This is a genomic window from Clostridium sp. 001 (assembly GCF_019056555.1).
GTDB lineage: Bacteria > Bacillota > Clostridia > Clostridiales > Clostridiaceae > Clostridium_B > Clostridium_B ragsdalei.
This window is the reverse complement of the sequence record NZ_CP020473.1, coordinates 3758877-3773181: the sequence shown is the minus strand read 5'-3', so window position 1 is coordinate 3773181 and position 14305 is coordinate 3758877. Positions and strand designations below refer to the sequence as shown.

General features: G+C 31.0%; 15 protein-coding genes. All 15 read right to left on the bottom strand.

Annotation, left to right across the window (positions count from 1 at the left end; genetic code table 11):
* Positions 1–55: 55 nt before the first annotated feature.
* The 15 genes from B5S50_RS17700 to B5S50_RS17630 all read right to left on the bottom strand — a co-directional run bounded on the left by B5S50_RS17700 (position 56) and on the right by B5S50_RS17630 (position 14278).
* Positions 56–1054, bottom strand: coding sequence for an NAD(P)H-dependent glycerol-3-phosphate dehydrogenase (locus B5S50_RS17700; RefSeq protein WP_065077484.1), 999 nt, complete (start codon positions 1052–1054; stop codon positions 56–58).
* Positions 1055–1056: 2 nt separating this feature from the next.
* Positions 1057–2373, bottom strand: coding sequence for a ribosome biogenesis GTPase Der (gene der, locus B5S50_RS17695; protein WP_217302455.1), 1317 nt, complete (start codon positions 2371–2373; stop codon positions 1057–1059).
* Between the two features lie 3 nt (positions 2374–2376).
* A complete protein-coding gene (locus B5S50_RS17690) occupies positions 2377–3711 on the bottom strand; it encodes a DUF512 domain-containing protein (RefSeq protein ID WP_065077486.1) in 1335 nt (444 codons plus the stop codon).
* 177 nt (positions 3712–3888) lie between these two features.
* Complete coding sequence (locus tag B5S50_RS17685) at positions 3889–4884, bottom strand: inorganic phosphate transporter (protein ID WP_065077487.1); 996 nt, start codon at positions 4882–4884, stop codon at positions 3889–3891.
* Positions 4877–5500, bottom strand: coding sequence for a DUF47 domain-containing protein (locus B5S50_RS17680; protein WP_065077488.1), 624 nt, complete (start codon positions 5498–5500; stop codon positions 4877–4879). The genes B5S50_RS17685 and B5S50_RS17680 overlap by 8 nt, the downstream gene beginning before the upstream one ends.
* Positions 5501–5783: 283 nt before the next feature.
* Positions 5784–6440 carry a phosphate signaling complex protein PhoU gene (gene phoU, locus B5S50_RS17675; RefSeq protein WP_065077489.1) on the bottom strand — a complete coding sequence of 219 codons (657 nt, stop codon included), beginning with the start codon at positions 6438–6440 and terminating at the stop codon, positions 5784–5786.
* A 50-nt stretch (positions 6441–6490) separates the two neighbouring features.
* Complete coding sequence (pstB, locus tag B5S50_RS17670; protein WP_217302454.1) at positions 6491–7240, bottom strand: phosphate ABC transporter ATP-binding protein PstB; 750 nt, start codon at positions 7238–7240, stop codon at positions 6491–6493.
* A 12-nt stretch (positions 7241–7252) separates the two neighbouring features.
* Entirely contained in the window at positions 7253–8140 is an 888-nt protein-coding gene (gene pstA / locus B5S50_RS17665; RefSeq protein ID WP_065077491.1) for a phosphate ABC transporter permease PstA, read from the bottom strand.
* The gene (gene pstC / locus B5S50_RS17660) at positions 8140–9033 is read right to left on the bottom strand and encodes a phosphate ABC transporter permease subunit PstC (protein ID WP_065077717.1); all 894 of its coding nucleotides are present in this window, start codon (positions 9031–9033) and stop codon (positions 8140–8142) included. The genes pstA and pstC overlap by 1 nt, the downstream gene beginning before the upstream one ends.
* 70 nt (positions 9034–9103) lie before the next feature.
* Positions 9104–10006: a phosphate ABC transporter substrate-binding protein gene (locus tag B5S50_RS17655; protein WP_065077492.1), complete on the bottom strand. Its 903-nt coding sequence runs from the start codon at positions 10004–10006 to the stop codon at positions 9104–9106.
* Positions 10007–10175: 169 nt separating this feature from the next.
* Positions 10176–11900 carry a two-component system histidine kinase PnpS gene (gene pnpS / locus B5S50_RS17650; RefSeq protein ID WP_217302453.1) on the bottom strand — a complete coding sequence of 575 codons (1725 nt, stop codon included), beginning with the start codon at positions 11898–11900 and terminating at the stop codon, positions 10176–10178.
* A gap of 12 nt (positions 11901–11912) precedes the next feature.
* Positions 11913–12608 carry a response regulator transcription factor gene (locus B5S50_RS17645; RefSeq protein WP_065077493.1) on the bottom strand — a complete coding sequence of 232 codons (696 nt, stop codon included), beginning with the start codon at positions 12606–12608 and terminating at the stop codon, positions 11913–11915.
* 15 nt (positions 12609–12623) lie between these two features.
* On the bottom strand, positions 12624–13334 hold the full coding sequence (gene pgeF, locus B5S50_RS17640; RefSeq protein WP_217302452.1) for a peptidoglycan editing factor PgeF: 711 nt from the start codon (positions 13332–13334) through the stop codon (positions 12624–12626).
* A gap of 154 nt (positions 13335–13488) precedes the next feature.
* Complete coding sequence (gene nrdR / locus B5S50_RS17635) at positions 13489–13944, bottom strand: transcriptional regulator NrdR (RefSeq protein WP_065077495.1); 456 nt, start codon at positions 13942–13944, stop codon at positions 13489–13491.
* A 67-nt stretch (positions 13945–14011) separates the two neighbouring features.
* Positions 14012–14278, bottom strand: coding sequence for a YlmC/YmxH family sporulation protein (locus tag B5S50_RS17630; RefSeq protein ID WP_065077496.1), 267 nt, complete (start codon positions 14276–14278; stop codon positions 14012–14014).
* Positions 14279–14305: the final 27 nt, after the last annotated feature.

Genomic DNA, 14305 nt, shown 5'->3' with positions numbered 1-14305 from the left:
TATTATCAGTATATATATATTTTTATAGGGCATATTTTATTACTAATATTATTGATTAATGCACTTCATCCTTTTTTGCTCTGGTCATAAGCTCATATACGGTATACTTAGGCTCTTTTCCTTGAAACAATATACTGTAAAGTGCCTCCGTTATAGGCATCTGCACATTTAATTTTTCTTTTAATTCATAAAAAGCTCTGCAAGCTTTTATACCTTCTACTACCATTCCTACTTCTTCTACTGCTTTATTTACAGGAATTCCCTGTCCTATAAGTATACCTGCCCTTCGATTTCTACTATGAACACTTGTGCAAGTAACTATAAGATCACCTATACCTGTAAGTCCCGAGAAGGTTTCCCTTCTGCCTCCTAATTTTTCACCAATCCTTACTATCTCAGCAATTCCCCTAGTCATGAGAGCTGCCTTTGAATTATCGCCATAACCTATACCATCTGAAATTCCACAGGCAAGTGCAATTACATTTTTAACTGCTCCCCCAATTTCCACTCCTATAATGTCTTCATTTGTATATATCCTAAACTTATTTGTCATAAACAAATCTTGAATTTTTTTCGCATATTCCATATTTTCTGAAGATACAGCTACTGTAGTTGGTATATCTCTAGCAACTTCTTCCGCATGGCTTGGTCCTGAAAGTACCACTACCTTATTTAAAGGTAATTCTTCCTGTATAACTTTAGAAAGCCTCTTTCCACTTTTTTCTTCTATACCTTTAGCTATGTTTACAATTATTTGATCTTCCCTTATAAAGTTTTTAAAATTTATCAAAACCTCTCTTACTGCCTGGGATGGCACTGACAACACCAAGACTTCTCCTTTTTCAATTACATCCTTTGCATCATTAGATGCCTTTACATCTTGTGGAATAACTACGCCGTGCAAATACCTTATATTTTCTTTCTTTACATTTATATCTTCAACTATACTTTCATTTCTATCCCACAAGTTTACCTTTACACCTTTTTTTGCAAGTATAACTGAGAGGGCCGTTCCAAAACTTCCCCCTCCCAAAAAAGATACAGATGAATACACAATTATTCCTTCCTTTCCCTAAACTCTAACTTTATCCCTGTTCCCGTAAAGTCGAAGTTATTTCTCAATTGATTTTCGATATACCTTCTATAAGAAAAATGAACACAGCTAGGGTCATTTACGAAAAATACAAAAGTAGGAGGTTTATTTCCTATTTGAGTTACATAGTAAATTTTTAATCTCTTACCCAATATAACAGGAGGTTCTTTCATCATAACTGCTTTACTTATTATGTCATTTAACACTCCTGTTTTTATCTTCTTACAATAATTATCATAACATTCTTTTATAAGTTGTAAAACCTTATTTACTCTCTGTCCTGTTTTTGCAGATATAAATAAATAAGGAGCATATGGCATAAAAGAAAGACTTGTTCCTATTTCCGTCTTATATTTGTTAACTGTTTTTGTATCCTTATCTATTAAGTCCCATTTGTTAATTATAACCATAATAGATTTACTTAATTCATGAGCATAGCCTATTATCTTTTCATCCTGCTCACTTATACTGTGAACTGCATCCAATATAAGCACACACACATCTGCCCTCTCTATTGCAGTGTAAGTTCTTATTACACTATATCTCTCTATTTCCTCTTTAACCTTACTCTTTTTTCTAAGACCTGCAGTATCTATAAGTAAAAGCTTACCATAGTCCGTTTCCAGGTAACTATCTATAGCATCCCTTGTGGTTCCAGGAATATCACTTACAATAACTCTTTCTTCCCCTAATAATTTATTTATAAGAGATGATTTTCCTACATTTGGCTTTCCTATAAAAGCTATTTTTATATACTCACTGTCTATATCATCATCTTCATCATCTTTAAAGTTTTCCACTACTTTATCCAGCATATCTCCAAGTCCTAATGCCTGTGATGCAGATATAGCCATAGGTTCTCCTATACCTAAGTTATAAAATTCGTAAACATAATCATTTTGATTTATATTATCTATTTTATTCACAACAAGTACAACCGGTTTTTTACTTTTTCTAAGCATTTGGGCTACTTCTCTATCTGCTGCAGTAACTCCTTCTTTTCCATCTACTATAAATATTATTGTATCTGCAGTTTCTACTGCTACCTGAGCCTGCCTTCTCATTTGAGAAATTATTACATCAGTGCTTTCAGGTTCAATTCCACCTGTATCAATTATGGTAAAATTGTATTTTAACCATTCTGCTTCAGCATACACCCTGTCTCTTGTAACTCCAGGTGTATCTTCCACTATAGATATTCTCTTTCCTGCTAATTTGTTAAATAACGTAGACTTACCTACATTAGGCCTTCCTACTATAGCAACTATTGGTTTTCCCATTAGTTATTCCACCTCACTGTTTTCATTTATAATCTGTATTAAATCATTTCCTGTATAATCACATACCAGTATGTTTCTACTTAAAGTTTTTTCTAATTCATCTAAAGTTATATCATCTAAAAACACCCTTTTATCTGAATTTGAAAGTTCATATCCTTTTCTAAGCATACATTCTGGTATTACTATGTTTTTTCCTAATGTCTTATATTCTAATTGTTCCATTATATCTCTTGCCGTAATAAGCCCAGACACAGTTATAGTATGGCCAAAAAAATTATTTATTATTTTTTTTACATCAATTATTATATCTGGACTGTTTTCCATTATTTTTTCTGCTGCATCTTTTATTTCATTATAGGCTAACTCCCCAGTTAAAAATGTAAACGACCCTCGTGCACCTTTATTTAAACTTTTAAGATGACTTGAGATATTATCCCTAAAAAGTCTTACCATGCCCACACCATCTTCCAACTGGCTGTAATTTTCATAAAAATCAGAGTTTGGAATCTCAGTTTCAGAAACAAGATAAAATTCATCAGATAATCTTACAAAAGGAACTCCTATTTCTTCTATATATTTACGCTGCAATTCTTCTGCAATCTTTAATTGGTTAGATGCAGAATTTTTATCGTATCTAGATAATTTAAAAAGGTTCTGCCTGTACTTTGTAATTCCCACAGGAACTACTGCCGCATTTGTGACTCCAGGATATAATCTATACAAATCCTCTACAGTTCTTTTAAATTCTGCTCCATCATTTATACCCGGACATAATACTATCTGACAATTTATTTTTATACCATTTTGGGTAAGTCTTTTTAATAATGTATATATATTGCCAGCAAATTTGTTATTTATCATTTTAATTCTAAGATCTGGATTAGTAGTATGTACAGATACATTTATAGGACTTATCCTATATTTAATTATTCTATCTATGTCCTCATCATTCATATTAGTAAGTGTCACAAAGTTTCCTTGAAGGAATGCCAATCTTGAGTCATCATCTTTAAAATAAAGGGTATCTCTCATTCCTTTTGGCATCTGATCTATAAAACAAAATATGCATTTATTATGGCAACTTTTAGGTTTATCAATAATAGGTTCCTCAAATTCCAATCCCAGTTCTTCATCATATTCCTTTTCTATCTCTAAATCCCACACTTCTCCACTTTGCTTTTCTATTTCAACTTTAATATACTCATCGCTTATCAAAAATTTATAATCTATAATATCCTTGACTTTCTCTCCATTAATAGATAAAAGACAATCTCCCTTTTCTATTCCCATTTCCTCAGCAATGCTTTCAAATTTAATTGCTTTTATTTTATTTCCCATTTATACAACTCCCGAATAAAATTTATGATATGACACTTTTAATCTATTGGGTTACAATATTGAACTCTAGATACTTTAACATACATTTAGAATATAACCTAATATGCATATTTAGTCAATTATTAAACTTTTTAAATAAAAAATCTCCCTAAATTAATAGAAGAGATTTTGTTAAAATTATAGTAAATTTATTAAAAACAATATAATTCCTGAAATAACAGCACAACTTGGTATGGTAAATACCCAGGTTATAACTATATCTTTAACTACAGACCACCTAACTGCTGAAAGTCTTTTAGCTGAACCAACTCCCATTATAGCTGAATTTATTATATGAGTTGTGCTAACAGGTGCCTGAAACATAGTAGCCGTTAGTATTACCGCAGAAGACCCCATTTCCGCTGCAAAACCATTTACAGGCACTATTTTAGCCATTTTAGAACCCATGGTTTTAATTATCCTTTTTCCTCCCATTGCAGTTCCACATGCCATAGCAAGTGCACAGGTTATTTTTACCCATGTAGGTACTGAAAATTCTTTTATAAACCCAGCACTTACAAGAGTCATAGTTATAACCCCCATAGTTTTTTGAGCATCATTTTCACCATGATTTAAAGCTAAAAACATGGTAGAAAAGATTTCAGCTTTTGAAAATATCTTTGTTACAGTAGAAGGCCTCGTATTTACTAGAAATGCTTTTATTATATTCATAATAATAAATCCCACTATAAATCCTATTACTGGCGACAATATGAGCCACAAAATAACTTTCCAAAAAAGAGTTGACCAATTGACAATTAGAAATGTACCCTTATATATAATTGCTGATCCTACTATTCCTCCTACAAGGGCATGGGAAGAACTACTAGGTATTCCGAAATACCAAGTTATTAAGTTCCATATTATAGCTCCAATGAGGGCTGCTATAATTACTTCCTGAGTTATGTTATTAGGATCAACTATACCTTTTCCCACAGTTTCCGCGACTGAAACGCTTAAAAAAGCACCTGCAAAATTTAAAACTGCAGAAATTACAACAGCCTGCCTTAAAGATAAAGACCTTGTAGATACAGCACAGGCTATAGCATTAGCACTATCATGAAAACCATTAATAACATCAAATATAACTGCAATTACAACTATTAAAATAGTTATTACTAAAGTACTAGGCATTTTTCATTACTACTCCTTCAATAACATTAGCTAAATCCTCACAAGCATCTAAAGTATCCTCAAGATATTGATATATTTCTCTCCATTTTATAACATCTATAACTTCTATGTCTTTTCTAAATATATCACCAATAGCTTTTCTTGAAACTACATCTCCCTCTTCTTCTATCCTATTTACTTCTATTATTTTCTTTGATAACTGTTTACTTGTCTTCATATTTTTTAATTCTTCCATTATAATGATAAGTTCCTTGCAACACTGAACTATCATTTTGCTTAATGAAATAGCATCTTCCGTGCATTCATTTACATTAAACATAACAAATCTACTAGCTGTAGATTCCATATAATCAATAATATTATCCATGTCGTTTGCTATTGCATATATATCTTCCCTATCAATTGGGGTAATAAATGTCTTATTTAGCTGTTCCAATATCTCATGCTGTTTTTTATCTCCTTCATGTTCCACCTCTTTTAATTTTTTTAAATTTTCTTCTGAATTTTCCAAGTTATTTAAAAAATCTAACAACAATTTTGCTTCTGTATAGGCAATATTTGCAGTTTGCACAAAGAACTCATAGAATTTGTCTTCTTTTGGAGTAAAAGCAAACATTATATCCCTCCCTATTATTGAAAATATATATTTTCGACCTTATAAAGTATAACATATAATTAACTAAAATTAAATACAAAATTAACCTCTATATTATATGCGAATATACGATTAATATGCTAACTAAATGCATGAACTATACCATTTTAATATATTACATGACATTAAAAATAAAAAACAATTAAAAATTCTACAAGAATTTACTGATAGCTTAATTTACACCAAAGGCTAATATTTTGCAAAATAAATGCACCTAGTTTCCTAAGTGCACTGCTAAATATATTTATTCATTTAAATCTTTTTGTTCTCCTGTAACTAAATATATGGCCTCTTCACATATATTAGTTACGTGATCTGCTATTCTTTCTAAATATTTGCATACAAATAACAATTGGGCAAATTGATTTATCTTGCTTTTATCTTTATTCATCAATTCCAGCATTTCTTTAAATACACTTTTATATAATTTATCTACCTCATCATCCATTTTGCAAACTTCATACGCTTCTTCCACGTTTCTGTCCACATAAGCATCTAATGCCCTCTTTATCATCTTATTTATTATCTCAGCCATTTGAGGTATATATATAAGCTTTCTTTCATACTTTTCACTTTCCAGTCTCAATGTAACTTTCGCTATGTCTACAGCATGATCAGCTATTCTTTCCAGGTCAGTTACTAATTTAGATGTAGTAAATATTATCCTCAAATCCGTAGCAATAGGTTGTTCTCTTGCTGTCAATCTTATACACTTATTTTCTATTTCTTTCTGCAAATCATCTACTAAATCGTCATTTTTTATAGTTTGTTTTGCAATCTTTACATCTTGATTAACTAAAGCTTCTATACATTGATGAATTTGCTTTTCAACTACACTTCCCATCCTAAGTACATCATTATGCATTTCCGATAATTCATAATCAAATTTACTTCTCGGCACAATATCACCTCTCTTAAATATAATATATACTTTTATTTTAAAATTATAGTTTAGCCAAATCTTCCTGTAATATAATCCTCTGTTCTTTTATCTTTAGGTTTATAAAAAATATTTTCTGTTTTTTGTGCTTCTATAACTTCTCCATTTAGGAAAAAAGCAGTATAATCTGATATTCTACCAGCTTGTTGCATATTATGCGTAACTATTATTATAGTATATTTTTTCTTTAATACATCCATTAATTCTTCTATTTTTAATGTAGATATAGGATCTAATGCAGAAGTAGGTTCATCCATAAGAAGCACCTCTGGTTCTACTGCAAGAGTTCTTGCTATACACAATCTTTGCTGCTGACCACCAGAAAGCCCTAGTGCACTTTTATTTAACCTATCTTTAATTTCATCCCAAATGGCTGCCCCTTTTAAACTATTTTCAACTAATTCATCCAATTTACTTTTGTCCTTTATACCATGTATTCTAGGTCCATATGCTACATTGTCATATATTGACATAGGAAATGGATTAGGGCTTTGAAATACCATTCCAACTCTTTTTCTCAAATCTATTACATCATAATCCTTATATATGTCCTTGTCTTCAAAAAACACTTTTCCCTCTATCTTGACTGAATCTATTAAGTCATTCATTCTATTTAAAGTTCTCAAAAACGTAGATTTTCCACATCCGGAAGGTCCTATTAATGCTGTAACAGAGTTTTTTTCTACATTCAAACTTACTTTTTTAAGAGCCTGAGTAGACCCATAATACAAATCAAGATCTTTAGTATATATTATATCCATCAACTTTCCTCCTTATTTTTTACCAGTATAGGATTCATATATCTTTCTTCCAAGTACTCTGGCTAAAAAATTAAACAATAATACCATAATTACCAAAACTGCAGAAGCCTTATTAGCTATTTGTGCCGCATCTGGTACCATTCCCTCAGAATTTAACTTCCATATATATACTGCTATGGTTTCTGCAGGTCTCATTAAGCTAAAAGCAGAACCATTGTCAATCAAACTTACATAGGAAAAATTTAATTTAGGTGCACTCATTCCTGCTGTATATAGAAGTGCTGCTGCCTCTCCAAATATTCTTCCTGCTGCAAGTATTATACCTGTCAATATTTGTGGTATTGCCGAAGGAAGAACTACTTTTGATATAGTCTGCCATCTAGTTGCCCCAAGTCCAAGACTAGCTTCTTTTACAGGAATTGATGCTATCCTTACAGCATTTTCACTTACCCTAGTTAAAGCTGGCAAATTCAATATAGATATGGCTAGTGCCCCTGATAATAGCGTAAATCCCCAACCGGTCATATTTACAAATATGAGGAGCCCAAACAATCCTACTACAATAGAAGGCAAAGAAGACATGGTTTCTATGCACAATCTTATCATATTTAAAAGCTTTCCTTCTCTAGCATACTCTGCTAAGTATATTCCCCCTCCTATGCCAAAGGGAACACTTATAATAAGTGCAACTATTAACATGTAAAAGGAATTAAAAAGCTGAGGTCCTATACCTCCTCCTGCTTCTCCAAATTTTGCACTTCCAAATAAAAACGATGGTTTAAAAAATCCTATGCCCTTAAACAATATATATCCTATCAAAGCTACCAAAAGAGCTACTATAAAAACAGTTACTGCATAAAAGACTCCAGTCCAAATTTTATCTTTAACTTTAGCATCCATTATTTCATTTCACTCCTTTTTTCAATAGCTCTTATTATTATAATAAATATAAAAGAAATTATTAAAAGAAATAGTGCTAGAGACCATAATGCGTCATTCCATGCAGTTCCAGATACCGTATTTCCCATATCCATAGTCAAAACGCTGGTGAGTGTGGATGTAGGACTCAATAAACTTTTAGGGAATTTCACTGTATTTCCTATTACCATTTGCACTGCAAGAGCTTCTCCAAAAGCTCTTGCAAGACCTAATACTACTCCAGTCAATATACCGCTTTTAGCAGATGGAATTATCACTCTGCTTATAGTCTGCCATCTAGTGGCACCAAGTCCATAAGATGCTTCCATATAATTTTTAGGAATAGTTTTTACAGCATCTGCAGATATGCTTGCTATAGTAGGTAAAATCATTATACTTAAAACCAATATACCTGCAATTAAGCTAAAACCAATTCCTCCAAAACCTCTCTTCAAAAATGGAAGAAGCACACTAAATCCTACCCACCCATATACAACTGAAGGTATACCTACAAATAATTCTAGAGAAGGTTGTAATATCTTAGAACCTACCTTAGGAGATATATAATGCATAAATACAGCAAGTGCTATACCTATAGGTGCACTTATTATAACTGCTCCTACAGAAACAAGTATAGATCCTACGAAAAATATAGCTGCCCCAAGTTTTGGATTGCTGCTGTCAGGAGCCCAATTAGAAGTAAATAAAAATTCAGTTATAGGATATCTCCATTTTATAAATGTATTTATGCCTTTTGAAGCTATAAAAATTATTATGCTAAGCGTAAGAACTATAATAATTAGTCCACAAAGTGTGGCAAATCCTCTTCCTATATACTCATTTTTCAGTTTATTCCAAAATAACTTTTTTTCCATATTCACCGACCTCAAATTTATATTTTTAATGGCTGACTGCTTTTGCAGCCAGCCATTAAAATTTTCCAAATTATTTTTCATTCATATCACTCATTGGTATATATCCAAGTTTTTTTATAGTATCTTTATTTTCATTGCTAAGTACGTAATCTATATATGTTTTTGCCAGTCCTTTTGCTTCTCCCTTTGTATACATATGCTCAAAGGACCAGAAGGGATACTTTTTAGAAGTTATATTGTTTGTTGAAGCTTCAACACCTTCTATTTTTAAAGTTTTAACATTATTTTTTGCTGATCCTGTTAAATAGGAAAGGGCTAAATAGCTTATGGAACCTTGAGTAGTCTTGATTGAATTTTCTACATTTCCATTAGAATCTTGAGTTGTTCCAAGTCCTTCCTTTTCATCTTTTCCGCCCATTACAGTATCTTTAAATGTAGCCCTTGTACCAGATGACTTGGTTCTATTTATTACATTTATCTTAATGTCATCTCCACCTACATCCTTCCAATTAGTAATTTCTCCTGTAAATATTTTTTGTATTTGATCTTTTGTTAGAGAATCTACTTTAACACTAGGATTTACTACTACTGCAAATCCTATTGCACATACTTTATGATCTACTAACTGCTTTGCCTTATCTGCATCTAATTTTGATTCTGCTGTTACATCAGAATTTCCTATATCAGCCGTACCTTGAAGTGCTAGATTTAATCCTGTACCACTTCCTCCACCTTGAACATTAATAGTTGCCTTTGTATTTTTTTCAGAAAATGTCTTTCCAATTTGATCTGCTAAAGGCTGAAGTGCAGTGGATCCTGCTAATGTTATAGCTCCTGATACTTCCTGTTTAGATCCTTCTGATGTACTTCCTGAACTATTTTGATTTTTGCTTCCACCGCATCCAACAAATGCTCCTGCAACTACGGTAATAGTTATCGCTGCTACAAGAGCTCTTAAGCCTTTTTTCTTCATAATATTAGACCTCCTTAAAATTTGATCCCTAACAATGTGTTTTTATGAAATACTTAATTACTACAATGTTTATAATATCCCTCAAAGGTTACTCCTTTATTACATTCATGTTAATTAAAATTAACATCCATACTTATTTTTTAAGTACAGATGTTAATTCATTGCTTAACTATATATTTTCATTTTTACTATTAGCATCTAGAGGGATTTTAACTGTAAATTTACTCCCCTTTCCAACTTCACTTTGGAGGTCTATAGTTCCACTAAGTCCTATAACTATGTGTTTTACTATAGCAAGTCCTAGTCCTGTTCCACCCTGGCTTCTGGATCTAGCTTTATCCACTCTATAAAATCTTTCAAAAAGCCTATTTTGATGTTCTTCTGAAATTCCTACACCGTTGTCCTCTACCCATAGAACGCAATTATTGCCTTGAAGCATTGTTCCAACTTTTATCGTGCCACCATCATTGGTATATTTTATTGAATTGTCCATGAGGTTTATTACCATTTGCTTAAATCTATCTGCATCAGCCCATATGCTAGGTACTTTATCTCCTATTTTTTCTATCTTAATATTCTTTTTATCTGCTGCAGTTTTCATCATATAACATACATCTTTTATTATGTCATCTATTTTTACTTTTCCTAAGTTATCTATACTATTGCTTTCTATATGAGAAAGAGTTAATATGTCATTTATTAACCTGGTAAGCCTGTCTGCTTCATCGTTTATTATATTTAAAAATCTATTTTTATTTTCAGCATCATCTACATACTTTAAAGTTTCTGCAAATCCTTTTATGGAAGTAAGTGGAGTTTTTAATTCATGAGAAACATTAGCTACAAATTGAGACCTCATATTTTCCAACTTTTTTATATCCGTTATATCTTGAATTACTGCCACTTTACCTATTTTTTTACTGCTATTTATAATATAGGCTGTTTTTATCCTTAATTCTCTCTCTCTTGGCCATAGTATTTTGATTTCTCTGTAGTCATCCTCCATACTTTTAAATATATCTTCTAGTTCAAAATCCCTTATATTATCTATCAAACTTTCACCCATTATATCTTTTTTTATACCAAATATCTTTTTTGCATAGGGATTTATCATTATAATATTGTACTTAATATCAACAGCTATTACACCACTGTCCATACTTTTAAGTATTGCCTCTAGTTTGTTTTGCTTATCTAGAGAATCCTTTAGGGTACTTTGAAGAGCATCTGCCATATAATTAAATGTATTTGCCAATTCCCCTATTTCATCTTTAGAATTAATTCTCACTCTCTTATCCAATTCTCCACTTGCTATACTAGCTGTAGTATACTGAAGCTTTTTTATAGGGCCTACTATGGACTTTGAAAGCTTTAAGGCAAATACTATAGAAACAAGTATGGAAAAAAGGGTTATAATTATATAATATTTAAAATAATTATCCTCAAATCCCTTAATTGTCTGCATGGTAAATGCACTTCTTACTACATATCCATCTTTAAATATAGTGGCAAAATAAAGTGTTTTTTTACCCGTAGTATCACTCACTCTTATATCATAACCAGTCCCACTTTTTCTTGCTTCTTGAATTTCCTTTCTGTGATTGTGATTATTCATATCCTTTTCTACTGCCACAGAATCACTTATTACTTTGCCATTCCTATCTATTAAAGTTTCTCTTATAAGTTTATTTTCAAATTGCTTTTTAAAAAAACCTCCCCTGTTATCTATCTTTTCATTTTTCAGTACATTTATTATAATCTGGTTATTCACTTTTAAAGTTTGTTTCATGTTCTCAATGTATTCATGATTTTCAATTACTATAAATAATATAGTTGTTATAACCATATTAAATATAAGAGTACAAAGCATGGAAACCGTTAATCTTTTTTTCATTTTTATCACCAACTACTCTTCTGAGTTAAATCTGTAACCAATACCACGAATAGTTTCAATATACTTAGGTTTGTTGTCAAAGTCCTCTATTTTTTGTCTTAAATGCCTTATGTGAACATCCACTGTTCTAGTTTCTCCAACGTATTCATATCCCCATATTTTATCTAGCAGAAAATCTCTAGTCATTACTCTTCCCCTATTTTTTATAAGCATTTTTAAGAGCTCAAATTCTTTTAATGTTAATTCTACCTTTTCTCCATTTTTAATCACTTCATGTTTATCAAAATCTATGCTTACCTGTCCAAATACATAGCATTTATCTACAGGTTTTACTGCAGTTCTCCTGAGTACAGCTTTAACCCTAGCAACCAATTCCCTTATAGAAAAAGGCTTTGTCATGTAATCATCTGCTCCGAGTTCTAGTCCTAGCACCTTGTCAAATTCCTCTCCTCTTGCAGTTATCATTATTACAGGAATAAAAGATATGGAATTGTCCTTTCTTATTTCTTTACATACATCATATCCATCCATTCCAGGCAGCATTACATCCAGTAAAATTAACTGAGGCATCTCTTCCCTTACAATTTTCAGTGCATCTATTCCATTTCCTGCCACAATGGCCTTATATCCATTTTTCTCAAGATTAAATTTAATAAGTTCACAAATATGTTCTTCATCATCTACTATCAATATCTTTTCTTGTAACATAATAGTCCCCCATTTTTATTTTAGATAAATAAACGAAAACATTCTTCCATAGTCTTTATTTTTTCTATAAGAATGCATTTCATATTCAGTATTACAATAAGTACATATATCTAAATATTTTATATTTTCACTTTCTATATCTCTGTCCTGGAGTTGATACAATATACATTTTTTTAGATCAAGATTTCTATCTCTAAATACATCCTTAAATCTATAAAAATCAGAGTTTTTAAATTTGTCCATTACTTCTTCCCCAACTTCATAACAGCAGCCGTGAATATGTGGCCCTACACATACTATTATGTCTTTAGATTTACTTTTGAAATCCCTTTCAAGTTTTTCAATGGTTTTAGAAAGAATACAAGCTAAAGTACCTTTCCATCCACTGTGAACTGCTGCTATAATCTTATTTTTTTTATCATATAAAAGTATTGGAATACAATCAGCATTAAAAACCCCTACAGCTGTGTTATGCTCATTTGTAATTATTCCATCTGCATCCTCTTCATCTTTGCCCGTATAAACTACACTCTGGAACCCATGAACTTGATTCAAATATCCCACAGTTTTTAAATTAAACCATCTTTTTAAATTTTTAATATTTTCCTTTCCAGCATCTGTGGATTTATTAAAGCTTAAATCATTTTTAGCTGTTGAAAATATTGCTTCTGCACCTGGCAAATCTATTTTTATAAATTCATAACCTTCTACTGTAACTTTCTCCATATTAATCCTCCATCTAGAATTTATTTCAAAATCAAAAATATATTTAGAATTATCTTAAATATATTTTAACATTGTTTTTTTAATTGATGGGACTATAAATATCTTTTAACTTTAATTTAACATAAAATAAATGGTATGCCTTTAAGCACACCATTTATTTATTTGAAATAAGATTTTTTATTTCCTGCATAAAAGTATTTATATCTTTAAACTGCCTGTAAACAGACGCAAACCTGACATAAGACACTTCATCCACCTTTTTTAAATTCTCCATAATAATTTCCCCTATCTCCGAGGAACTTATTTCTGTAATCATATTATTATTTATCTTTTTCTCTACTTCATCGGTTATATTTTCAATTTGTTTTCTTGAAACAGGACGTTTTTCACAAGCTTTTATCAATCCTTTTAATATTTTTGTCCTGTCAAAATATTCTCTATTCATATTTTTCTTTACAACTAAAATGGGTACATTTTCAATTTTTTCATAAGTGGTATATCTTTTATTACACCTTAAACATTCTCTTCTTCTTCTTATGGCCATATTGTCATCTGTAGATCTGGAGTCCACTACTTTAGTTTCATTGTATCCACAATAAGGGCATTTCACTTTAATTCACGTCCTTCATATAAGATAGTATACATATTATAATTATATACTTATTTTGTGGAAACTTCTACTCCTCTACAAGATTTTTCCCATCGACTAAAATTACATCTACACCTATTTTTTTTACATTATCCCATGGTATTTCTATATCTTCATTTTTGCCAAATAACGATATTTTAAAAGTTTGAGATGGTAAAATAATTGACATTATCTTATGCTCTTCACAATTTATCTTTAGATCTTTTATAAAACCTAATTTTGCACCCGTATTTATATCTATTATTTCCATATTTCTTAGATTAGTTAAAGAAAATAAATCTCCTTCTAACTCCATTTATGTACATCCTCCCATTTTTAATTA